18 protein-coding genes are annotated in these 22,728 nt (G+C 59.8%); 15 read left to right on the plus strand and 3 right to left on the minus strand.

Translation table 11 applies throughout. From position 1 onward, the window contains the following. The first annotated feature begins 55 nt into the window (after nucleotides 1-55). Entirely contained in the window at nucleotides 56-1,309 is a 1,254-nt protein-coding gene (locus EXY20_RS35845) for a sensor histidine kinase (RefSeq protein ID WP_167859761.1), read from the plus strand. Between the two features lie 9 nt (nucleotides 1,310-1,318). On the opposite strand, the gene EXY20_RS35850 is transcribed toward EXY20_RS35845, so the two are convergent. Continuing rightward, nucleotides 1,319-2,209, minus strand: a complete 891-nt coding sequence (locus EXY20_RS35850) for an AraC family transcriptional regulator (RefSeq protein ID WP_135557240.1) — start codon at nucleotides 2,207-2,209, stop codon at nucleotides 1,319-1,321. A 222-nt stretch (nucleotides 2,210-2,431) separates the two neighbouring features. On the opposite strand from EXY20_RS35850, the gene melA reads away from it, so the two are divergent. Continuing rightward, on the plus strand, nucleotides 2,432-3,895 hold the full coding sequence (melA, locus tag EXY20_RS35855; RefSeq protein ID WP_135557241.1) for an alpha-glucosidase/alpha-galactosidase: 1,464 nt from the start codon (nucleotides 2,432-2,434) through the stop codon (nucleotides 3,893-3,895). A gap of 209 nt (nucleotides 3,896-4,104) precedes the next feature. Here the strand turns inward: melA and EXY20_RS35860 are convergent, their stop codons facing one another. Beyond that, nucleotides 4,105-4,977, minus strand: a complete 873-nt coding sequence (locus tag EXY20_RS35860) for a helix-turn-helix domain-containing protein (RefSeq protein WP_135557242.1) — start codon at nucleotides 4,975-4,977, stop codon at nucleotides 4,105-4,107. A 98-nt stretch (nucleotides 4,978-5,075) separates the two neighbouring features. Here EXY20_RS35860 and EXY20_RS35865 point away from each other — a divergent pair, with 98 nt between their 5' ends. From EXY20_RS35865 to EXY20_RS35900, 8 genes are all read left to right on the plus strand, one after another. Continuing rightward, a complete protein-coding gene (locus EXY20_RS35865; protein WP_235886362.1) occupies nucleotides 5,076-5,999 on the plus strand; it encodes a carbohydrate ABC transporter permease in 924 nt (307 codons plus the stop codon). Between the two features lie 36 nt (nucleotides 6,000-6,035). Beyond that, nucleotides 6,036-6,884 carry a carbohydrate ABC transporter permease gene (locus EXY20_RS35870; protein WP_135557243.1) on the plus strand — a complete coding sequence of 283 codons (849 nt, stop codon included), beginning with the start codon at nucleotides 6,036-6,038 and terminating at the stop codon, nucleotides 6,882-6,884. 75 nt (nucleotides 6,885-6,959) lie between these two features. Further along, entirely contained in the window at nucleotides 6,960-8,372 is a 1,413-nt protein-coding gene (locus tag EXY20_RS35875) for an extracellular solute-binding protein (RefSeq protein ID WP_135557244.1), read from the plus strand. Between the two features lie 25 nt (nucleotides 8,373-8,397). Further along, nucleotides 8,398-9,354, plus strand: a complete 957-nt coding sequence (locus tag EXY20_RS35880; RefSeq protein ID WP_135557245.1) for a DUF4838 domain-containing protein — start codon at nucleotides 8,398-8,400, stop codon at nucleotides 9,352-9,354. A gap of 79 nt (nucleotides 9,355-9,433) precedes the next feature. After that, on the plus strand, nucleotides 9,434-10,522 hold the full coding sequence (locus EXY20_RS35885; protein WP_135557246.1) for an alanine racemase: 1,089 nt from the start codon (nucleotides 9,434-9,436) through the stop codon (nucleotides 10,520-10,522). 39 nt (nucleotides 10,523-10,561) lie between these two features. After that, entirely contained in the window at nucleotides 10,562-11,752 is a 1,191-nt protein-coding gene (locus tag EXY20_RS35890) for a M20 family metallopeptidase (protein ID WP_135557247.1), read from the plus strand. 166 nt (nucleotides 11,753-11,918) lie between these two features. Next, the gene (locus tag EXY20_RS35895; protein ID WP_135557248.1) at nucleotides 11,919-14,099 is read left to right on the plus strand and encodes an ATP-dependent helicase; all 2,181 of its coding nucleotides are present in this window, start codon (nucleotides 11,919-11,921) and stop codon (nucleotides 14,097-14,099) included. A gap of 44 nt (nucleotides 14,100-14,143) precedes the next feature. Then, nucleotides 14,144-14,986, plus strand: coding sequence for a tetratricopeptide repeat protein (locus tag EXY20_RS35900; protein WP_135557249.1), 843 nt, complete (start codon nucleotides 14,144-14,146; stop codon nucleotides 14,984-14,986). A 265-nt stretch (nucleotides 14,987-15,251) separates the two neighbouring features. On the opposite strand, the gene EXY20_RS35905 is transcribed toward EXY20_RS35900, so the two are convergent. Beyond that, entirely contained in the window at nucleotides 15,252-16,331 is a 1,080-nt protein-coding gene (locus EXY20_RS35905) for a Gfo/Idh/MocA family protein (protein WP_135557250.1), read from the minus strand. Between the two features lie 120 nt (nucleotides 16,332-16,451). Here EXY20_RS35905 and EXY20_RS35910 point away from each other — a divergent pair, with 120 nt between their 5' ends. From EXY20_RS35910 to EXY20_RS35930, 5 genes are all read left to right on the plus strand, one after another. Then, on the plus strand, nucleotides 16,452-17,369 hold the full coding sequence (locus EXY20_RS35910) for an AraC family transcriptional regulator (RefSeq protein ID WP_167859762.1): 918 nt from the start codon (nucleotides 16,452-16,454) through the stop codon (nucleotides 17,367-17,369). Nucleotides 17,370-17,483: 114 nt separating this feature from the next. Further along, the gene (gene rsgA / locus EXY20_RS35915; protein WP_135557252.1) at nucleotides 17,484-18,596 is read left to right on the plus strand and encodes a ribosome small subunit-dependent GTPase A; all 1,113 of its coding nucleotides are present in this window, start codon (nucleotides 17,484-17,486) and stop codon (nucleotides 18,594-18,596) included. 273 nt (nucleotides 18,597-18,869) lie between these two features. Further along, entirely contained in the window at nucleotides 18,870-19,556 is a 687-nt protein-coding gene (locus EXY20_RS35920) for a stalk domain-containing protein (RefSeq protein ID WP_135557253.1), read from the plus strand. A 158-nt stretch (nucleotides 19,557-19,714) separates the two neighbouring features. Then, nucleotides 19,715-21,130: an FAD-binding oxidoreductase gene (locus EXY20_RS35925; RefSeq protein ID WP_135557254.1), complete on the plus strand. Its 1,416-nt coding sequence runs from the start codon at nucleotides 19,715-19,717 to the stop codon at nucleotides 21,128-21,130. Continuing rightward, nucleotides 21,123-22,481, plus strand: coding sequence for a (Fe-S)-binding protein (locus tag EXY20_RS35930; protein WP_135557255.1), 1,359 nt, complete (start codon nucleotides 21,123-21,125; stop codon nucleotides 22,479-22,481). Before EXY20_RS35925 ends, EXY20_RS35930 begins: the two co-directional genes overlap by 8 nt. The last annotated feature ends 247 nt before the right edge of the window (nucleotides 22,482-22,728 follow it).

Raw genomic sequence — 22,728 nt, forward strand, 5'->3', positions numbered from 1 at the left:
GATCATCTTAATATAGCTGCCACTATCCTGAAGATCGACAAGGGAGGCTCGGCTCGTGGAAGAGAAGTTGGTCAAAGAATGGACGGATGAGCTGTTCTCCCGCAGCCGCAGCGGGGATGGCGCGAACGACATGCGCCACTTGTTCGACAGCGGTTTGTTCGCCAGGCTGCAGCGGACGTTCATGATCGCTACGGGGCTGAACGGCAACATTCTCGATCGCAACGGCGTGTCGATCACCGAAGAGATGATCGAACGATCGCCCTCCTTCTGCCGGCTCGTCCAATCGGTGCCCGAAGGGCAGCGCCGCTGCAACCGCTCCGATCAACGCGTCACCTCCCAATCGATTGCCGAGCAGAAGACGGTCGTTTGCCGCTGCCACGCCGGCCTGTACGACAGTGCGGCGCCGATTCGATACAAGCAGATCGGCATGGGCGCTTTCATCACCGGGCAAGTGCTGCTGGAACCGCCGACTGAAACGATGGTCGACGAGATCGTTCGGCGCGTGTCCGATCTTGGGCTGGATCGGGAGCAGTTGGTTCAAACGATCCGCGAAATCCCGCAAATGACGGAAGAGAAGCTCAAGGCGACGACGGAATTTATGCAAATTCTGGCCGATTATATCGCGAAAAGTCTGGAAGAGGCGGAGTCTAGCCGCAGGGAGGCGGAGTGGCGGTCGCTGCTGCGCGAAACGGAGATGAAAGTGATCCAGTCGAAGCTGCACCCGCACTTTTTGTTCAACATCCTGAACTTGATCTCCGGGCAGGCGCTGCTGGAAAACGCGACGAACACGTATACAACCGTCAACCATTTGTCGAAAATGCTGCGTTACATCATCAAGTCGTACCGTCCGCTGGTGACGCTTGACGAAGAGCTGGAGCATCTGGATTCGTATGTGCTGCTTCAGGTGCTGCGCTTCGAGGATCGGTTGCGTTTTCATGTCGAGGTGGCGGACGACGCGCTGCGGCAAGCGCTGCTGCCGAGCTTGACGGTGCAAATCCTGATCGAAAATGCGATCAAACACGGCGTCGAGCCGAAGGAGGGGGAGTGCGCCGTTCACGTTCGCATCGACCGGAGCGGGCGCGACATGCTGACGATCGAAATCGCCGACAATGGCGTCGGCATGGACGCCGGGAAGCTGCGGCAGCTGAACGGCGGCGAAGGGGAGTTCGCCGACGGGCTGTCGGGCATCGGCATGATTCGCAAGCGGCTCGACTATTATTTTAACGGAAACTTCGCCTTTCATCTCGATTCGAAGCCGGGGAGCGGCACAACCGCCACCTTGTCGATGCCGGTGATGACGAGCCGCTGACGCCGTTACTTATTCGATCGTCAGATGATCGAACGTCGACACTTCGCGCCCGCGCCGGAATTCGCCCGGCGAGGAGCCGACGATGCGCCGGAACCATTTGCCGAAATAGTTGCCGTTCGCGTACCCGACCGCCTGGGCGATCGATTCCACGGACAACTCGCTCGTGCGCAGCAGCTCCACCGCCTTCTGAATGCGGATTTTGGTGACGTACTGAACGGGCGTCATCCCGGTGCAGCGATGGAACTGGCGGGCAAAATAATATTTCGACAGCCCGGCAGCCGCGGCGATTTCCGGCAAGCCGGCCGGCTCCATGTAATGCCGGCGGATGTACGACACCGCGGCGGCCACCGATTCCGGCCAAACGTCTCCCGGCGCTTCGCCGGGCAGCGTCAGCCGGTACAACTCCATCAGCAGCCGATAAACGAGCGCCGACGCCTGATAGCCGTCGGTTATTTTTTGGCGTTCGGCGAGGCGGAACATTTCCCATACGGATTGCACCGGCGCGCTGTCCGCTGGCAGCCGCACGACGGAACCGAGCTTGCGCTGCAAGTCCTCCCAGAATGTCAACACGCCTTGACCGTACAGAATGACGTACAGAAACTCCCACTGCCCGCTGTCCTCCGGCAAATAGTAGTGATGGTCGCCCGGAATCGTCACGAGAAACGCATCGCCGGCGTTCAGCCGCCGCGTGTCCGCGCCGAGCCGAATTTCCCCGCTTCCCGCCAGCGTGATCTGCAGCAGGCAGCCGCCGTCCTTGCGCATCAGGCCGTTCCAGCTGTAAGCCGTGCTGCGTGCCTCCTGCCAGCCGATCGATGCGATGTGATACCGCTCCCCGGGCGTTTTGTCGGAGAAGCGGAAGCCATACTGTCTCAAAGTCCCTGTATGCGTTTGGGGCGGCATGGGTGGTCCCCCTTTTTGCAATGGAATGGTGCCTGACCTTCAGTTTACCACATTGGATGTTGAACGTGGGGGGCAATATATTACCCTCATCCGCACGTAATTACCATTGAAGCTCGCAAGCGATCCATATATGCTTGAAACAGAAAGCATGTGTCCGAAGTTGGCCGGCGACTATCGGGATATGTAAAAGCAATATGTTACTACTATTCGGAGGTGTTCGTTTTGTTGAAAATTGCGATGATCGGTGCGGGAAGCATCGGGTTTACGAGAAGGCTGATGTTTGACATCCTGGCGGTAGAGGAGTTTCGCGATACGGAATTCCGCTTCATGGACATCGACGAAGAAAATTTGCGCATGGTCAGCGACTTGTGCCGCCATATGATTAAGACAAGCGGATTGCCCGCCACGATCCAAACGACGACGAACCGCCGCGAAGCGATCGCCGGGGCCGATTACGTCATTTGCACCGCCCGTGTCGGCGGGTTGAAGGCGTTCGCCCACGACGTCGAAATTCCGCTGCGCTACGGCGTCGACCAATGCGTCGGCGATACGCTGGGGCCGGGCGGCGTGTTCTTCGCGCTGCGGACGATTCCGGTGCTGCTCGACATCGCCGCCGACATGCGGGAAGTCGCTCCGAACGCGCTGCTGCTCAACTACTCGAACCCGATGGCGATGAACACGTGGGCGTTGCGCCGCGCCGGCGGCATTCGCGTCGTTGGCCTGTGCCACGGCGTGCAAGGCGGCCATCGCCAGATCGCCAAGGCGCTTGGCTTGCCGAAGGAAGAGGTCGACTTCATCTGCGCCGGCATCAACCACCAGACTTGGTACATCCAGGTGTCGCACAAGGGCAAGGATATGCTGCCGTTCCTGCTGCAAGGCTTCGAGAACGATCCCGAGCTGGCCGCCAGCGAGCCGTGCCGCATCGACGTGATGCGCCGGTTCGGCTACTATTCGACGGAATCGAACGGTCATTTGAGCGAATATTTGCCTTGGTACCGCAAGAACAAGGAAGAAGTCGCCAAGTGGATCAACCCGAAAGTGTGGATCGGCGGGGAAACGGCGGGTTACCTGAACCATTGCCGCCATCGCGGCGACGACTATCGCGAGATGTACCCGAAATGGATGAGCGGCGAAGCCGAATACATCAAACTGGGCGAACGTTCCGACGAGCACGGCTCGTATATTATCGAAGCGCTGGAAACCGGCAGGGTTTATCGCGGCCATTTCAATATCGAAAACAAAGGGCTCATCACGAACCTGCCAAACGGCAGCACGATCGAAATCCCGTGCTATGTAGACCGCAACGGCATTAGCGCCGGCTGGGTCGGCGCGCTGCCGCTGCAATGCGCCGCCACGTGCCGGGCAAGCATCAGCGTGCAGGAGATGGCCGTCGAAGCGGCGCTCACCGGCAACCGCGAACTGGTGAAGCTGGCCGTGCTGCACGATCCGCTTACCGCTGCCGTCTGCACGACGGAGGAAGTGTGGCGGATGTGCGACGAGATGTTCGAGGCGCTGGCGCCGTGGCTGCCGCAGTTCAACGGTGAAGGCCGCACCTGGAAAGACATCCCGCAGCCGCAGGATGGAGCGTACCGGTTCATTCAGGGCGCGGGCAGTTATGCGCCGCCTTCCTTCGCCGGCGTTTCCGTTGCGGAATCGCGCGTGCAGGTCGGGTACAAGGACAACTAAACAATCGGTTGGCGAAGACATCTCCGGCGTTCCGTTCGGGGGTGTCTTTTTGTTGCGGCAAAGGGCTGCGGCCCATGTCAGGTCGATTATCCTGTTCCCGGGGCAGCAAGCGAACAACCGCAGTCCATTTTGACAAAAAGGCAATTTCTTTGAACAAAGACCGGCAGCGGAACGTCCCGTTATACTTGGTTTGTAATTGCTTCGGGCATTCAGTCCATGCTGCTCCTGCGGTAAAATCCCGGCGGGTTGCCGGTCATTTTTTTGAACGATTTGGAAAAATGATGCACGTCGGCGAAGCCGCATTGCTCGGCGATCGCTTCCTGCGGATAATCCGTCGTCTCCAGCAGCTTGATCGCCTGCTTGCAACGAAGCTGCAGCAAATATTGATGCGGAGAGATGTTGAATTGAGCGCGAAACAGAGCGGAGAAGCGCGAAGGGGACAGGTTGACATAGCTTGACATGTCGTGCACCGAAATTTGCCTGCCGTAATGCTTGGACAAGAAGAACAGCACCGAATTCATCGCCAGAGAATCCTGGATTTTCGGCAGCTGGAAGGCGGAATATTCCTGCAGCACGTACAAGACGAGCTCCGTTGCGATTTGCTGCGCCTGCAGCTGATGGACGATGTCGTGATTTTGCCACGTTTCGATCAATTTGTGCATGGTGCGGCGAATATAATGCGGGTCCTCCGGCTTGATGCGCAGCGGGATGTCGATGCCTTCGAAATCGTTGAGCCGCGGCTGGATCAGATGGCTCTGCGCGCTGATGTCGCGGCCGACAGGGTAGCATTTGTCTCTTTCGGGGTTGTAAAAAATATCCATATGAACATAGTATATGGAAGATTGTTTGGGCGTCTTCATCGTATGCGGGGTGTCGGGCTGGATCAGGCACAGCTCGCCGGCTTGAATGAGATGCTCCTCCCGATCGTCGCAGACGATGCAATAGCCTTCCTGCACGTATTGGATCAAGTAGTCGTAAAGGCGTCTTTCGGGGATCGTGTGCGGATTGCGGAACGCATAATCGGCGTTGCGGATAAAGGGCGAGATCGGTCGATGCAAAATATGATAGGTCAGCAGATCCATCGCGATAACCTCGATCGTCCTTATTGGAAGGCGGTATATGTTCAAGTGTAGCAAATATTCATCCGATTGCGCAATCGATTTTGACTGGGGGGGCTTGCATGAAAGGGACGACAATGCAGCGCAAGCGAAAATGGCGGATTCGCCGGAACGACGTAAACGGTTATTTGTTTTGCGCGCCGTTATTGCTCGGGATTGCGGTATTTTCGGCGTATCCGATGGTTTCGCTGCTGGCGACCAGCTTTCGGCGGGTGTACGGCATCGGCGCAAAGGGGGAGTGGGTCGGGTTCGCCAATTACGAATACGCGCTCACGGACAGCGTCTTCTGGTCGTCGCTCGTCAATACGATGTACATCGGCCTATTCGGCATGACGTTCGGCACGATCACCGCGTTCATCGTCGCGTCGCTGATCAACCATGTGAAATGGCGGCGGCTGCAAAACTGGTTCAAGGTCATTTACTTTTTTCCAAACGTGATTTCGGTTGTGGCGATCGCCATCCTGTTCTCCTTCCTGTTCCATCCTTCGCCGGATGGGGTGCTCAACGGAGTGCTCGGCTTGTTTCATCTGGAGCCGATCGGTTGGTTCTCCGACCCTGCCTATTCGCGCATCAGTATCGTGATCATGGGGGTATGGTGGTCGCTCGGCTACAACTGCATCATCTTCCTCGCCGGCTTGCAAAGCGTACCCAAAGAGCTGTACGAGGCGGCGGAGGTGGACGGTGCGAGCGGGCTGCGCAAATGGTGGAGCATCACGATTCCGTTCCTGCGCCCGATCTTCGTCTTCTTCCTCGTGATGGGGGTGCTCAGCGCGATGAAACGGTTCACCGACGTGTGGCTCATCGGCGGCACGGCGGGCAACCCGGACCGGACGCTGATGACGTCGGTGATGTACATTTACCGAAACGCTTTCGTGTCGGCGCAAATGGGGCTGGCGGCCGCAGCTTCGTATCTGTTGTTCGTCGTCATTCTCTTTCTCGCCATACTGGCGCTCGCGCTGAATCGCAGGAAAGATCATCTGTATTGAAACGATAGGAAAATAGAGAAAAAGGGGAGCTTGCACATGATGGCGTCTGTGAAGCGAAAGCGTTTCGTCAGCCATACGATCGTCGTACTCGTCCTGGCGCTCGGTTCGATCACGACGATCGTCCCGCTGCTGTGGATGGTGATCACCAGCTTCGACTGGTCGGCCCGGCTCAACATTACGTTTCCGCCGCGTTTCTGGCCGGAAGACCCGTCCTTCGACACGTACCGGGTCGCTTTCTCGAACGTTCCGATGCTGCGCTACATCGGCAATTCGCTCGTCATCAGCGCCGGCGTCATCGCCATCAGCAGCTGCTCGGCGCTGCTGTCCGGCTATGCGCTGTCGAAGCTGCGGTTCAAAGGCTCGTCCATCGTGCTGATGGCCGCCTTGAGCACGATGATGGTGCCGTTCGAGATGACGATGATTCCGCAATACATCATCATCTACAAGCTGCATCTGGTCGACTCGTACTGGGCGATCTATTTGCCGGCGATCAATTACGCGTTCGGCACGTTCCTTGTGAAGTCGTTCATGGATCAGCTGCCTTCCGACTTTCGCGAGGCGGGAATCATGGACGGGGCAAACGAGTTTACCGTTTTTTGGCGCATCTTCCTGCCGCTTTGCCATCCGATCGCCGCCACGATGGTCATCCTCATCTTCCTCCACGTGTGGAACGATTTGCTGTGGCCGCTGCTTGTGCTCAAGGACATGTCCAAGTTCACGATTCAGCTCGGACTTGCGCTGTTCTCATTCAAGGACGGAATTAACCCGATGCCGGCCATCATTATGGCGGGTACTACGGTAAGCATCGTACCGGTCGTCGCCGTCTATTTGTTCCTGCAGAAGTACATTATCGCCAGCATCGCGATGACCGGCGTCAAACAATAAGGAGGTGGTGCGCATTGTAGAAGCATGAAGGAAAGGCCGGCCATCGTTATCATGATGAACAGGGAGGGCTTGCGTATGAGAAAAGTGGGTGTACTGGCGCTAGGTATTGCGCTTGCCGTCGTCGCCGCAGCGTGCGGCGGCGCAAAGGGAGGAAGTCCCGCAGCTAACGCGGGGACGAACAAACCGTCGGCAACCCCGGCGGCAACGGGCAATGCGGCGGACGACATTTCCGGCACGGTCAGGCTGTCGTTGGTAGGCTGGCAGCTGGACGACGGGCTCGACGCGGTGTCCGGCAAAAAGACAATCGGCTTCAAGACGTTCGTCAAAGAGACGTTCGAGAAGAAGTTTCCCAAAGTGAAGCTGGAAATTACGAACGCGCCGTTCGACAGCGGCAAGGAGAAGCAGCAAGCGATGCTGCTGACCGACGAGGTAGACGTCATGTACACGGGCGGCTCGTGGGCGACGGAATGGTACAAGCAAGGATTGCTGCGCAGCATCGACGATTTGATCCAGGGCGATTCGAGCTTCAAGACGAGCGATTTTGTCGACGGCATCTTTGACGGCTACACGGTCAAGTCGCTGGACAACAAAAACATATTCGGCATTCCGAGCAGGCCCGGCAAACGGATGATCGTGTACGACAAGAAGCTGTTCGATCAATGGGGCGTCGAATACTTGTCGCAGACGCCGAGCCCGGAAGAAGTGCTGACGAAGGCGAAGAAGATGACGGGCAAAAACCCGGTCACCGGCGAACAAAATTACGGGCTGTGGGCGACCGGCAATTCACGCATGATCGCGCATTATTTGGCGCTGACTTACGCCTATAACGCCAAAGGCGTCCAAGGCAGCCTCGCCGACGTCAAAAATTTGAAGTGGGAGCTCAATACGCCGGAGATGGCGAAAGTGCTTGAGTGGCTGAAGGAAGCGGCGCCGCTTATGCCCAAAGCGTTCGTCAACGGGGGAGGCGCGGAAAATTTCGGGCTGGAGAAAAACAAAATCGCCATTCAGCTGGACGGCGGCGGCAGCGCCACGATCAGCGAGTATAAGGCGAAAGGCAACAAGGAGCTGCTCGACCGGTTCGTCCCGGTATACAATCTCGGCCCGAAAGGCGCCGCCTGGATGGTCGTCGATCCGTTCGTCATGGCCAAAAACGCAAAAAATCTGAAAGCTTCCTGGGAAGTAATGAAGTTCCTCGCCAGCTACGAGCGACAAAAGTATTCGTACCAAAATTTCGGTTGGCCGCCCGTGCTGAAAAACCCGGATTTTCTCGAATCGTACGACTGGTATGCCAAAACGACGATGGAGCTGCTCGCCGTTTCGCCGCAAAAACGGCTGATGGACGAATCGAATCTGTTCTACGCGAGCGATATTTCGCCGGCGATCAACGGCTTCATGAGCCAGGCGGCCAACGGCAACGCGCCGGACATCCAGAAGTTTCTCGACGATTTGCAGAACCGGGCGGTGAAATGGTCGGCCGCGCAAAAATAAGGCATGCATCCTTGGAGGAAAACACATGATTGACAAAAGAGGCATCGTGCTGAATTTCGACGACTTGCACGACGGTTGGAGCGAGCTGCTGGTCGAAGCCGGCATCAATTTGATCGGATTGCACAACATGGGCAAGCTGCCGCACGAACGGCTGCACGAGCTTATCGCCTTTGTGCATTCCGCCGCCGGCCGCAAGTGGCTCGACTATTTCGCCGCGCATGGCATCGATGTGGAGTACGAAATTCATGCGATGAGCTGGCTGCTGCCGCGCGACCGTTTCGCCGATCATCCCGAATGGTTCCGCATGGACGACCGGGGCGAACGGACGCCGGACGCCAATTGCTGCCCCTCGAACGAAGAGGCGATAGCGATCATTCAGCGGAACAGCATCGAGCTCGCACGGCAGCTGCCGCCGACGACGCACCGCTATTTCATCTGGATGGACGACAACAAGCCGTGCTGCCGGTGCGGGTTATGCGCGGGGCTCAGTTCAAGCGATCAGACGCTGCTCGTGATGAACCGCATCCTCGAAGCGATCCGTACAGTCGACCCGCAGGCGACACTCGCGTATTTGGCTTATACGGACACGCTGAAAACGCTGCCGCAAGCGGTCAAGCCGGCGGAAGGCATCTTCCTCGAACTGACCGGGCCGAGCATCAACAACATGAACGACGCCCGGCTGCAAAAAATGAACGACAATCCCGAGCACCGGCAGCGGGTCGATCAGTTCCTCGCGCTGTTCGGGGCCGAGAACGCACATGTCCTCGAATATTGGCTGGACGTATCGATGCAGGCGAAGTGGGTCAAGCCGGTGCCGGAGTTGTTGTTCGATCGGCGGCAGATGGAGGAGGAAGTAGCGTTCTATACGTCGCGCGGCATTCGTTCGATTACGTCGTTCGGCGTGTTCCTCGACGAGCAATATTTCCGCGACCACGGGAATCCGCCGATCGCCGCGTACGGGGCGGTGCTGCAAGGCCGTTAACGGGGAAGTCCGGTCGATGCGGTTATACTTGACGAGCCGCGTCGGCCGGGTTTTGCCGCTTAAGAAAGGAGGGGCGATGATGGAGCTTTTGGAAACGCCGGCAGTCATCGTCGATCTGGACATCGCCGAGCGGAATATCGCGAGCATGGCGGCCTTGCTCAAGGCGCATGGCATTGCACACCGGCCGCACATCAAGACGGCCAAATCGGTGGCTTTGGCGCGCAAGCAAATTGCCGCCGGCGCGATCGGCATTACAGTCGCCAAGCTGGCGGAAGCCGAAGTGTTCGCGCGGGCCGGCTTCGCCGATATGCTCATCGCGCACGCGATCTTCGGGGAAACGAAGCTGCAGCGGTTCGCAGCGCTTCACTGCGCCGGCCGCATGGTGACGACCGTCGACAGCGATGTCGTCGCCCAAGGGCTGTCGCGCGTCGGTGTCGAGACTGGCAAGCCGGTCGACGTGCTGGTGGAAATCGACGGCGGCCTTCATCGCGGAGGCAGGCAGCCGGGACAAGATTGCGCCGCGTTCGCTCAAGCGATCGCCGGTTTGCCCGGCATCCGCATCAAGGGCGTAATGGGCTACTTTGGCACCATATACCGCCACGCGGGCCGGGGGGATCTGCTTGCAGCCGCCCGCGAAGAAGCGCGCACGCTGCGGGAAGCGGTCGCCCTGTTAAGGGATGTCGTAGGCAAAGTCGACATCGTCAGCGCCGGTTCGTCGCCTTCCGCTCTGTTCGCCGGGCAGTTGGGCGGGGTGACGGAGGTGCGGGCGGGCAACTATTTATTCTGGGATGCAAGCGGTGTCGCCATGGGACTCGCGCGGGAGGACGATTGCGCGCTGCGGGTCGTGACGACGGTGATCAGCACGCCCGTTCCCGGCCGGGCGACGATCGACGCCGGTTCCAAGACGCTATCGAGCGACCGGTCGAACCACCGACCCGGGTTCGGCATCGTTGTCGGGCGTCCCGCCATCAGGCTCGTTGCGCTCAACGAAGAGCACGGCATGCTGGAGTTCGATCCGGCGCAGGAGTCGCTGTCGGTCGGCGACCGGCTCGTCGTCATTCCGAACCATTCCTGCGTTGTGCCGAACTTGTGCGACCGGCTGTACGGCATCCGCGACGGGCAGTGGGTCGAGACGCTCGCCGTCGACGCGCGCGGCTGCAACTATTAGGCGGCGCTTGGCGGGGAACGGACGCAGAGGAGGAGCGGGATGAACGATTATTTGGCGCTCGTGAGCAAGCAGCGGCTCGCCGACGTGCTGCGGGAGCTGGTTCGCATCCCCAGCGTCAACCCCGCCTTTTCCGGCGGGCAAGGCGAAGCGGGGGTGGCCGACTATGTCAAAAGGCACCTCCGGGCGCTCGGGCTGGACGTGATCGTGTTGCCGGTTGAGCCGGGGAGAGAGAACGTCATCGGAGTTCTGCCGGGGGCCGGGAACGGCAATTTGCTGCTGGAGGCGCATATGGACACGGTCCAGACGGACGGGATGACCGTTCCGCCATTTGCGGGCGAGGTGCGGAACGGGCGGTTGTACGGGCGCGGGGCGTGCGATACGAAAGCTTCTTTGGCTGCGATGCTCATTGCCGTGGAAGCGATGAAAACGAACGGTCTCGTGCCGCCGCTCGGCATTCATCTGGCTGCGGTTGTCGACGAAGAAGCGACGTACAAAGGAGTAACGGTACTTGCCGACGCGGTGGCGAAAGGCCGATTTGTTTACGAAGGGGCGATCGTCGGGGAACCGACGCAATTGCACGTCATTATGGCGCACAAAGGATGCGTCCGATTCCACATCGACGTGTTTGGCGTCGCTTGTCATAGCTCCCATCCGTCCGGCGGGATCAATGCGATCGAACAGGCGTGCGAGGTTGTCGCCTTCCTGCAGCGGCATGCGGCCGACGTTTACCCGAGGCTGGCCCACCCGATTGTCGGCAGCCCGACCCACAGCGTCACGATGATCGAGGGCGGCGTTGCGCCAAATACGGTACCGGACTTGTGCCGCATCACAATCGACCGACGGACGGTTCCGGGCGAGGAGGCGATTGCCGTTTGGCAGTCGATGAAGCGCCTGCTGGAAGGGCTGCAGGATGCGGACGGGCCGCTCAAGCTTGCGGTGCACGAGCCGTTTCTTATCGACCATTCGATGGAAGTACAGCCGGAATCCGCGCTGGTCCGTCATATGCGCAGCGCCGTCGGCCGTTATGCGCCGCACGGGCGGATCATGGGCGCGCCCTACGGCAGCGATGCCAGCAAGCTCGTCCGTGCCGGCGTGCCTTCGCTCGTTTTCGGACCTGGGAATCTCGCGCAAGCGCACACACGTGACGAGTGGGTCGATCTCGACGAGGCTACAACCGCTGCGGCAATCATCATGGAGCTGGCGATGCAGTTCCGGCCGTCGGGCAGCTGACGCTCCGGCACATGCTTTATCATGAAACGGCGATCATCCGGGACGTTCCTTTTTCGTCCGAGGATATCGCTGTTTCTTTTGCTTTTGCCGCTCCGATTTTTCAATCGCTTTTCCGGGATGCTATAATGCTAAGAAAGAAGGGCGATGAACGAGAGGGTTTTTGCGGATGGCGGAAGCGGAGCGTTTTTTTGCGCGCAAGATGAGCGAGCTCGGCGTGGCATTGAACGAAGCGCAGCAGCAAGCGGTGACCCGGACGGAAGGGCCGCTGCTGCTGCTCGCTTCGCCGGGCTCGGGCAAAACGACGACGATCATTATGCGGATCGGCTATTTGATCGAAGAGAAAGGCATCGATCCGGCGCGCATCAAGGCGGTCACGTTCAGCAAGGCGTCCGCCGCCGATATGAAGGAGCGGTTCCGTCGGTTTTTTCCGCAGCTGCCGCAGGTTTCCTTTTCGACGATCCATAGCATGGCGTTCGAGGTCGTGCGCGATCATTTTCGGCGGACGGGGACGTTGTGGCAGCTGATCGAAGGAGGCTCGGAGGCGGAGGAAGCGCAGCCGGAAACGCCGAAGCTGCAGAAACGCCATTTGCTGCGCGGGTTGTATCAATCGGTCGTCGGCGGCGCGATCACGGACGATGAAATGGACGAGCTCGCCACCTTCATCAGCTTCGTTAAAAATAAAATGGTGCCGCCGGAGAAATGGTCGCAGATCAACGCGGGCGTACGGGAAGCGGCAAGGCTGCTGCGGGAATACGAACGGGTCAAGCTGGCCGGAAGCGGCGGTAAACGGCTGATCGACTACGACGACATGCTGACGATTGCGGCGCAAGCGATGGAGCAGGATCGGGAGCTGCTGCGAAAGTATCAGGCGCGGTACGATTATGTGCTGACGGACGAAAGCCAGGATACGTCGCTGGTGCAGCACGCCATCGTGGAGCGGCTGGTTCGCGAGCATCGCAACTTGTGCGTCGTCGCCGATGACGACCAGTCGATTTACAGCTGGCGGGGGGCGGAACCGGCGTATTTGCTCGACTTCCGCAAGTCGTATCCCGGGGCGGCATCTCTGCTGATGACGCGCAATTACCGTTCGACCCGCACGATTGTCGACGCGGCCAACACGTTCATCAAGCGCAACAAAACCCGCTACGACAAAAACATGACGACTGAAAATCCGGACGGACCGCCGATCGTGATCCGCACGTTTGCGAATTACGCGTACCAGGCCAACTATTTGGTGCAGGAAGCGGCCGGAACGGAGCAGCTTGCCGAAGTGGCGGTGCTGTACCGCAACAACGCTTCGTCCATCGCGCTGATCAATGCGTTCGACCGGGCCGGCATTCCCTTTTATATGAAGGATGCGGACAATCGTTTTTTTTCGCATTGGGTTGTGTCGGACGTGCTCAACTTCATGCGAATGACGTTTACGGACAAACGGGCGGATATTTTGGAGAAGATCCATTTCAAGCTGAAAGGCTATATTTCCAAAGCGCAAATGGCGGTGCTCGGCGGCATCAACAACGACGAATCGGTATTCGACAATTTGCTGCGGCACGCGCCCTTGCAGGATTATCAGGTGAGTTTGCTGGAAGAGGTTCGGGATACGTTCCGGCAAATGCAGGGCATGCCGCCGCGGCCGGCGATCCGTGTCATTCGCGAGCGGCTCGGCTACGAGAAAGCGATCGAAGGCATGTGCGAGCGGTTCGGCTTCCGCAAAGAGTATTTGATCGGCATCCTGAACACGCTGGAGGAAATCGCCGACCAACTGGAGTCGATGGAGCAATTTGCGGCGCGGCTCAAACATTTGGAAGCGGCGCTGGCTGCCGCCCGGTCGCGGCGCGGGCAGAACGCCGTTACGTTCTCCACCTTCCACAGCGCAAAAGGGCTGGAGTTCGATCATGTCTACATGATCGATCTGGTCGAAGGAGTCATTCCTTCTCCGGACGATAAAGGCGACAGCGCGCTGATGGAGGAGGCGGCCCGGCTGTTCTACGTCGGGATGACGCGGGCGAGGTCGCATCTGGAGCTGCTTGCGTATAGGGAGCGCGACGGAGAGAAAACGGCGGAGTCGACGTTCGTCGCCGACATGAAACGGATTCTCGCTCCGCCGCTGCCGACTGGCAAGGAGCGGGGAGCGGCGGGGCAAGCGGCGCCGCAGCCGGTGAATTCGAAAGCGTTTCGTTCCCCGGCGGAAGTCGTGGCCGGAAGCAGCGTGCGGCACCGGGTATTCGGCGCAGGCGTCGTCGAATCGGTCGAGGGAGATCATTTGGAGATGCGCTTCCCGACCGCGGGGCTCAAAAAGCTGTCGCTTGGCAAATGTTTGGAGATGGGCTTGCTGGAGCCGGTTTGAATGGCAGGTACAGATTGGCATGACATCAGGATCGGGAGGGCGTTATGAGCAAAGGAATCAAACGATTGTTGATTGGTGTGGCGGTGTTGGTTGTCGTCGTTTATTTGTTTACGGTGCACTGGCTGCTTGGGGTTGCGGCGATCGTGCTCGGGATCGGCTGGGCGTATTATCGCAGGCGGGATGCCGTTTATACGCAGCGAGCCAACGCGGCGCTGATGAAAGGCAATGTGCAGGAGGCGCTGGCGCATCTGGAGACGGCGTACCGGCTGAACCCGAACAATATGAATACGGCGATGGGCTTTGGCTATCAGTTGCTGAAAGCGGGGCAAGTGGAGCGCGCAGACGAAGTGCTTGGCGCGTTGCTTGCGGCTGCGAAGGACGAGAGCGACAAGTCGCGTATCCGGATGAACGTGGCGCTCGTCCGCTGGAAGCAGGGGAAGCTTGACGAAGCGATCGCGATGCTCGAAGGCATTCACGAGAAGATGAAAACGACCGTGCTGTACGGCAGCCTCGGATACTTGTACATCGAGCGCGGCGACCTGGACCAGGCGCTGGCATACAATCGCGAAGCGTTCGAGTACAACGATTCGGACGCCGTCATCGTCGACAACTGGTGCCTGACCAACATTCGCCGGGGCGAATGGCAGCAGGCGCTTGAGGCGGCGGACAAGCTTGCGGCGCTGAAGCCGAAATTCCCGGAAGCGTATTACCACATCGGGCTCGTCCGCAAGCACCAGGGCGATCCGGCGGGCGCGCTTGAGTTGTTCGAGACTGCGCTTGGCAAACCGTTCACCGCCGTCAGCACGGAAAGCCGCGAAACGATCGAACGCGAGCGGGACGAGTTGGCGGAGGCGGCCCGGGCGGGCGAAGCGGAGATGGCGAAATAGGCCATCTTTTATTGCCTATTTCGTCTGAAACGGGCCGTCGCCACGAAATAGCCAGTGATTTCGCTGGCTATTCGTGTCAATCTGCACGTTTTGAGGCTGTTTGGCCAAAATAACCAGTGATTTCACTGGTTATTTTTGTTGAGATGGGCGAAATGAAGCGAATAAGCCATTTTTTGTGGCCTATTTTGACCCCATCCGGCGATCAGGTACGGTGAACGTTCCTGCCATACAAATGGCAGTTCGCCATGGCTGGGAATGTTGCCACTTATCGCAGGTTTGATACCGACGCCGCCGGCGCGGTCCAGTCGTCTTCCAGCCCGAGCCCGCGCAGGTCGGCGATGATGCCGGCGCGTTCGGCTTCGTACAGCCGCCAGATGACGCGCAGCCCTTGCAGGCTGTCCGGCCCGTTCGTGAGCGGGACCGAACGGTCGCGAATGCAATCGAGGAAATGTTCGATTTCAAAATGGGTCATCTTGCCGCTCTCCGCCAGCTCCAGCAGCACCGTGGTGCGCGACGCCGTGTCCAGGTTCGCTTTCTCCGGCTGCATGCCGGTATGCAGGTAAAGCTTCTGCTCGCCGATGTTCGCTTCGAGCATGCCGTCGGTGCAATGCGCGTGGATGCTGTAGCCGAGCCGCGTGCCGCGCGCGCCCCACGTGCCGAAATGATAACCGAGCGCGCCGCTCTCAAATTCGAGCGCCACATTGCTCGTCCCTTCCTTCTCCATCCACGGGGTGCCGAAATTGGTGCCCATGTGCGTGCCTTTCACCGGCCGGCCGAGGAACCAGAGCAGCAGATCGACATAATGGCAGCCATGGCTGAAAAATTGTCCGCCGCCCAGCCGCGCCGCCGACAATCCCCAGTGGCCCTCCGGGTAATGGGTATACTGCTCCGTCCAGATGGACATCTGGAACAACTCTCCGTACGTTTTGGCGTCGACCAGCTCCTTGAGCCGCCGCACGATCGGCCAGAAGCGCACCGGATAAGCGGTCATCAGCACTCGCCCCAGCTCGTCCGCCGTACGGATCAGTTCGATGCATTCTTCCTCCGTGTTGCACATCGGCTTCTCCATCAGCACGTCTTTGCCGGCGCGCAGAGCGGCCATGCCCGCTTCGAAGTGCAAATCGTGCGGCAGCACGATCAGTACGGCGTCGACATGCGGCAGCAGGTCGCGATAGTCGGTGACGACGATCGAAGCGCCGATCTGATCGGCCGTTGCCTGCGCGCGTTCCTCGATAATGTCGCAAGTCGCGACGACGGTCATCCGCTCCGCCAGCTCGCGGTATCCTTTGGCGTGCGCGGCGCTCATGCCGCCGCAGCCGATAATGCCCAAACGTACGTTTTCCATGGTGGATTGTCCTTTCCTTTCCGATTGGCTGCTACATCACCTATAATAGGGCGTAACGGGAGCGGAATATTTAGCGGATGCGCCGATTGTTTTGCACTTTTCGCCGGAGGACCGATGGTTATGAGCTACGAAAGCTACCCGCTCAAGATGGAGCTTGCGATCGACAAGCTGTATTCGTTCCACTACTATGAGCTGGAAAATACGTTCGTTGCGCTGGGCGAGCAGCACGACTTCTGGGAATTCGTCTACGTGGACAAGGGCGAGGTGGAAATCACCGCCGGTTCGCGCCACTACGCGCTTGCGCCGGGCGAGCTCGTGTTCTATCAGCCGAACGAATTCCATCAAGGACGGGCGTTTAACGGAACCGCGCCGAATTTGCTGATCGTGTCGTTCGATTGCCGGTCGCCGCGCATGGCGTTTTTCGAAAACCGGCTGCTGCGGCCGGACGAGGCGGAGCGAAGCTTGTTGTCGTCGCTGCTGCAGGAAGGCTTCCGCGCGTTCGATCCGCCGATCGACCGGCGCGGCATGTCTCGGCTGGTCGGCAGTCCGGTTGCTCCGTTCGGCTGCGAGCAATTGATCAAGCTGTATACGGAGGCGCTGCTCATCCGGCTCATTCGCCGCGGCGAAGAGGAGCAGAACGGCGGCGGCGCGGCGGCGCCTGCGCCTGTGTCGCAGCTGCAGCTGAACAAGGAGCAGGCGCTGGTCGACGCCGTCATCGCGTTCATGAAGCAGCGGCTGACGGGGCGGCTCAGCGCGGACGAGCTATGCCGCGCGTTCGCCATCGGCAAAACGCAGCTGAACGCCGCGTTTCGCGCGCGAACCGGGTACGGGCCGATGGAATATTACCAGCGGCTGCTGATCGACGCGGCGAAGACGCTCATTCGCGAGCAATCGCTCAACATGACCGAAATCGCCGAGCGGCTCGGTTTCGCCAGCATTCATTATTTTTCCCGCAGCTTCAAGCGGTTGACCAACATGACGCCGACCGAATACGCCCGATCGGTGCGGGCGCGGATCGGGCGCGGCGGAACGAAGTAGCGGCACGGCCTCTGAGGCGGGCGGCAAGTTTCGTTATCACTCGTTTGTTCCCTACTGAACGCCGCCGTCGTGCGGCATAATAGGAAGAAACGAAGCAGAAAGCGAGCTTGACGGATGGATTGGAAAGATTGGGGCTGGAATGAAGCCCGGCAGGAGCAATGGGACGCCGAGCCGCGGAATGGCGTGTTTGCCGGCCGCGTTGTGCTGGAGCACAAGCATCTGTACCGTGTCGTTGGCGAACACGGGGAGTGGCTGGCCGAAGTGGCTGGCAAGCTGCGGCACGCGGCGTTAGGCCGCGCCGACTATCCGGCGGTCGGCGATTGGGTGACGCTGCGCGCGATGGACGGCGCGCCGGTACCCGGCAGCGCCGGCAAGCGGCTGGATAGCGAGCTGCCGCGCGCGATCATCGACGCGGTGCTGCCGCGCAGCAGCGTGTTTTCGCGGCGGGCGGCGGGCAGCCGGCCGGAGGAGCAAATCGTGGCCGCCAACGTCGACACGGTATTTCTCGTGAACGCGCTGAACAACGATTTTAACGTGAGGCGGATGGAGCGGTATTTGACGCTGGCCTGGGACAGCGGGGCGATGCCCGTTCTGGTGCTGACGAAGACCGACTTGTGCGGCGACGTGGAGGAACGGTTGGCGCAGACGGAAGCGGTGGCGATGGGCGTGCCGACGTTTGCGATCAGCGCTTTGACGCGCGAGGGGCTGGAGCCGCTCGCCGACTATTTGGCCCCGGGCCAAACGGTGGCGCTGCTCGGGTCTTCCGGCGCGGGCAAATCGACGCTGATCAATACGCTGGTCGGCCGCGATATCCAGGCGGTGCGCGAAGTGCGGGACGGCGACGACCGCGGCAAGCATACGACGACGCACCGGGAGCTGTTCATGCTGCCCGGCGGCGCGCTCGTCATCGACACGCCGGGCATGCGCGAGCTGCAGCTGTGGGGAGACGAAGGCGGCGACGGATTGGACGCGGCGTTCGAGGACATTGCGGCTTATGCCGCTTCGTGCCGCTTCGGCGACTGCTCCCACGGCAAGGAGCCGGGCTGCGCGATCCGCGAGGCGCTGCGGACGGGCGAGCTTGCGCAGGAGCGGTACGACAGTTACCTGAAGCTGCAGCGCGAACTGCGGTATATGGCCCGCAAAGAGGATACCCGCCTGCAGCTGCAGGAGAAGGAACGCTGGAAAAAGATTCATATGGCGCAAAAGGAGCACTACAAACGATTCTGATTTCGACAGCCGACGACAGTACGTCGGCTTTTTTTGGCTTATTCGCCGCTGCGCGGACATGTGGGCCGGGACGAACGGCCTGCTAAAAATTGGGTATCAATGCGGATTGTTCGCTATCATTCGCCGAAGTAGACTGGTAGAGGAAACTGCCATTATTTGTTTGCGCATGCGGCGGTTCATTCCGGATCGATATGCGGGAGGAAAGCGGTCGGCGGGCGGAGTGGTTGTTTACTATGTGATACATATTGTATCGAATATGCTGCGGGAGGAATCATGAAGAAAAAAACGGTTATGCTGCTGCTCATCATTACCGGCTTGTTGTGCACGGCGACGGGAGGTTATGCGGCCACCTCGCTGATCTCGATCCAGGCGTATTTGAACGGCGAGCTCAAATTCAAGAAGGACGGCGTCGACTGGCATCCGATCGATTCCGCCGGCAACGAAGTGCTGCCGATCACTTACGACGGCACGACGTATTTGCCCTTGCGCGTGTTTGCGAACTCGTTCCAGATCCCGGTCGATTACGACCAGGCGACGAACACGGTGCTGCTCGGCAAAAATCCGACGGCGGTTACGCTCTATGGCAACCAGATCAAAACGAAACATAACGGCTCGCAATTTTTCGATATTCTCGACAAAAGCCAGTTGGTCTTCGGCGGCAAGCAGTTCGAAGGCGCCTTCGCATTCGAAGCGAGCTATTCCGACTCCTACAGCCTGCAGATCGATCTGGGCAAAGCGTACACTACGATGCATCTGATCGTGGCGGCGAAGGACGCGATGAACTTCCGCGTTTACAACGGCGAGAACCAAATGATTTCGCCGGAATATACGCTGAACAAAAACGAGTTGAAGGAAGTAGACGTCGATCTGAAAGGTACGCAGTTCCCGACGATCCACGCCTATTCGAAAGAAGGCAATTATCCGCTGATTTATATTTTGAAGGATTCGACGGTGAAATAGCGTGGCATCGGTCGAACGGAGCCGCTCCCGAGTGGGGGCGGCTTTGCTGTTTGTCGGCGGCTGCGGCTTGCCGATCCTGTCGTTCATACGTTACGATCGATATAGAGCTTAATTTGTTGCTGCCGAGACAATGACATTTTGAAAAGGGGCGATTCGCGTTGACCGCATTTCTCGATACCCACTTGCAGCCGCTGCGCGACATCTTCGGCGAAGCGCGGGTGCTCTGGCAGGCGCACGACCTGGTCAGCTATTCGTTCGACGCTTCCTTCGGCTCCTACCTGCCGGATGTTGTCGTGCAGCCGCTGACCACCGATGAAGTGTCGCGGCTGATGAAATATGCCAATCGCCACCTCGTCCCGGTGACGCCGCGCGGCCACTCGACCTGTCTGAGCGGCGGACCGCTGCCGGTGCGCGGCGGCATTGTCGCGGATATGTCGCGGATGAACCGGACGTTGACGGTGGACCGGGAGGACCTGGTAGCGGTAGTTTCGCCGGGCGTGCTGACGGCGGCGATCCACGAGGCGGCCGAACGGGAAGGGCTGATGTATCCGCCGGACCCGAGCAGCTCCCAGGTATCGACGATCGGCGGCAATCTGGCCGAAAACTCGGGCGGCCCCCGCGGGCTGAAATACGGCGTCACCAAGGATTATGTGATCGGGCTGGAAATCGTGACGCCCGAAGGAGAGATCGTTCGCACCGGCGGCCGCACGGTGAAGAATGTCACCGGCTACGACCTGACCAAGCTGATCGTCGGCTCGGAAGGCACGCTGGCGATTATAACCGAAGCGACGCTGCGGCTCATCCCGAAGCCGCAGGCGACGGAGACGCTGATGGCCGTGTTCGACGATCTTGTCGCTTCCGGACGGGCGATTTCGGCGATTCTCGCCTCAGGCATCCTGCCGGCCAAGATCGAGATCATGGACCAGGCTTCGATCGTCGCCGTCGAAAATTTCGAGCCTTGCGGCCTTCCTCGCGACGCCGAAGCGATCGTGCTGGTCGAGCTGGACGGTCATCCGGCGGCCATCCGCGACGAAATCGACCGGGTGCGCCAAAGCTGCGAGCAGTACGGCGCGAGGGAGGTCAGGGTGGCGCGCACCGCGGCGGAGCGCAATGAGCTGTGGCGCGGCAGAAAGCTGGTGTCGCCGGCGATCGCCCGGATCAAGCCGACCAAAATTTCCGAAGACATCACCGTGCCGAAAAGCAAAATTCCGCTGGCGTTTCAACGGTTGAAAGAGATTCGGGAGCGTTACGGCCTGCATCTGGTCATCTTCGGCCATGCCGGCGACGGCAACCTGCATCCGAATATTGTCGCCGACAAACGCGACCAAGGCGAGATGCGCCGGGTCGAGTCGGCGGTGGCGGACATTTTTGCGCTGGCGATTGAGCTTGGGGGGACGCTTTCGGGCGAACATGGCATTGGCACGATGAAGGCGCCTTTTCTGGAGCTGGAGCTCGGTGCCGTCGGCGTGGAGATGATGAGGCGGATCAAGCGCAGCTGGGACCCGAACGACATTCTCAATCCGGGCAAAATATTCGCCGAACCGGGGCAGAGGCTGGTGCTGACCGATGAATAAGCATGGCGGCGACGACGACGCGCAGGCATGGACTCGTTTGCTCGCTTACGAGGAAACGTTTCAATGCGTGCAATGCGGCTATTGCCTCCCGGCATGCCCGACTTATGAAACGATGGGGAAGGAGACCCATTCGCCGCGGGGGCGGATCAATTTGGTGAAGTGGGCGGCGGAAGGGAAGCTGACCGACTGGCGCCTGCTGGCGGATTCGATCGATAACTGTCTGGGCTGCCGGGCATGCGAAACCGCCTGCCCGACCGGCGTGCGCTACGGCGCGATCTTCGAATCGGCCAAGCACGCGCTGCAGTACAAGCGTCCGCAATCGCTCGTCGGCAAAGCCGTGCAGCGCGGCTTGTTCGCCCACGTTTTTCCGCGCAAGCGGGTACTGCGGACGCTGGCCAATGCGACCTGGCTGTACCAGAAGAGCGGCATCGGGCCGAAGCTCCGCGGCAGCCGGATCTGGCGCCAAACGCTGGGGCCGCTGGGCGCTTTCGAGCCGCATTTGCCCGCCTTGCCGAGTCCGCGGGAGCGGGCATTGCGGCCGAAGCGGCGGACGCCGCAAGGGGAGGCGCACGGCAGGGCCGCTTTTTTCGCCGGCTGCCTGATGGATGCGCTGTTCGAGCGCACGAATGACAACAGCATGCGGCTGCTTCAGGCCACGGGCTGCGAAGTGGCTCCGCTGGCCGGCGGCACCTGCTGCGGGGCGCTGCACGCCCACGCCGGCGATTTTTTGCTGGCTCGCGAGCTCGCAAAGCGCAACATCGCCGCCTTCGAGGAGATGAATGCGTCTGCGTCCGGCGGGATCGACTACATCGTAAATAATGCCGGCGGCTGCGGCGCGATGCTGGTTGAATACGGCCATCTGCTGCGGGAGGAGCCGGAGTGGGCGGAGCGGGCAAGCGCGTTCTCGTCCAAGGTGCGCGACATTTCCCAGGTGCTGGCGGCGGGCGGCCCGTTGCCCTTCCGCGAGCGGAAGCCGGAGCAGGGGACAAACATCGTCACGTACCAACGCTCCTGCCACATGACCAATGTGCAGAAGGTGACGAGCGAACCTGTCCGGCTGTTGCAGTCGATCCCCGGGGTAGAGTTGCGCGAGATGAAGGAAAAGGACAAATGCTGCGGCTCGGCCGGCATCTACAACCTGGTGCATCACCGGGAGGCGATGGATATTCTGGATGTCAAGATGGCTCACGTCAGGAACACCGGCGCGGTAACGGTTGTGACAACAAACCCCGGCTGTCTGTTGCAAATGCAGATGGGCATTTCCCGCGAAGGGATGGACGGGCGCATGCGGGCGGTTCATTTGGCCGATTATTTGGCGGATGCGTGCGAGTGGTCGACTTCGTCGGAATAGTGAGTATGCCGGCAGTCGGCTCGCGCTGCGCGTGAAGCGCGAGTCGGCCGCTTACCGCTTGCCTCTCACCAAAGTGTCGCTGTAAGGCTGAAATCAGCCTTATTTCACTCGCCGCACGCCAAATGTACCTTTGTCAAGAAAGTAGACACACAATTTAAGCGATCTGCTGTTGCTCGTAGTACCTTTTTTCGCATAAATGCGGGGTGAGGTAACCAATTGACGAATGGATGCGAGTGCGATTGTAATC

It is taken from the genome of Paenibacillus cymbidii, from assembly GCF_004764705.1.
In the GTDB taxonomy this organism is placed as follows: domain Bacteria; phylum Bacillota; class Bacilli; order Paenibacillales; family NBRC-103111; genus Paenibacillus_AN; species Paenibacillus_AN cymbidii.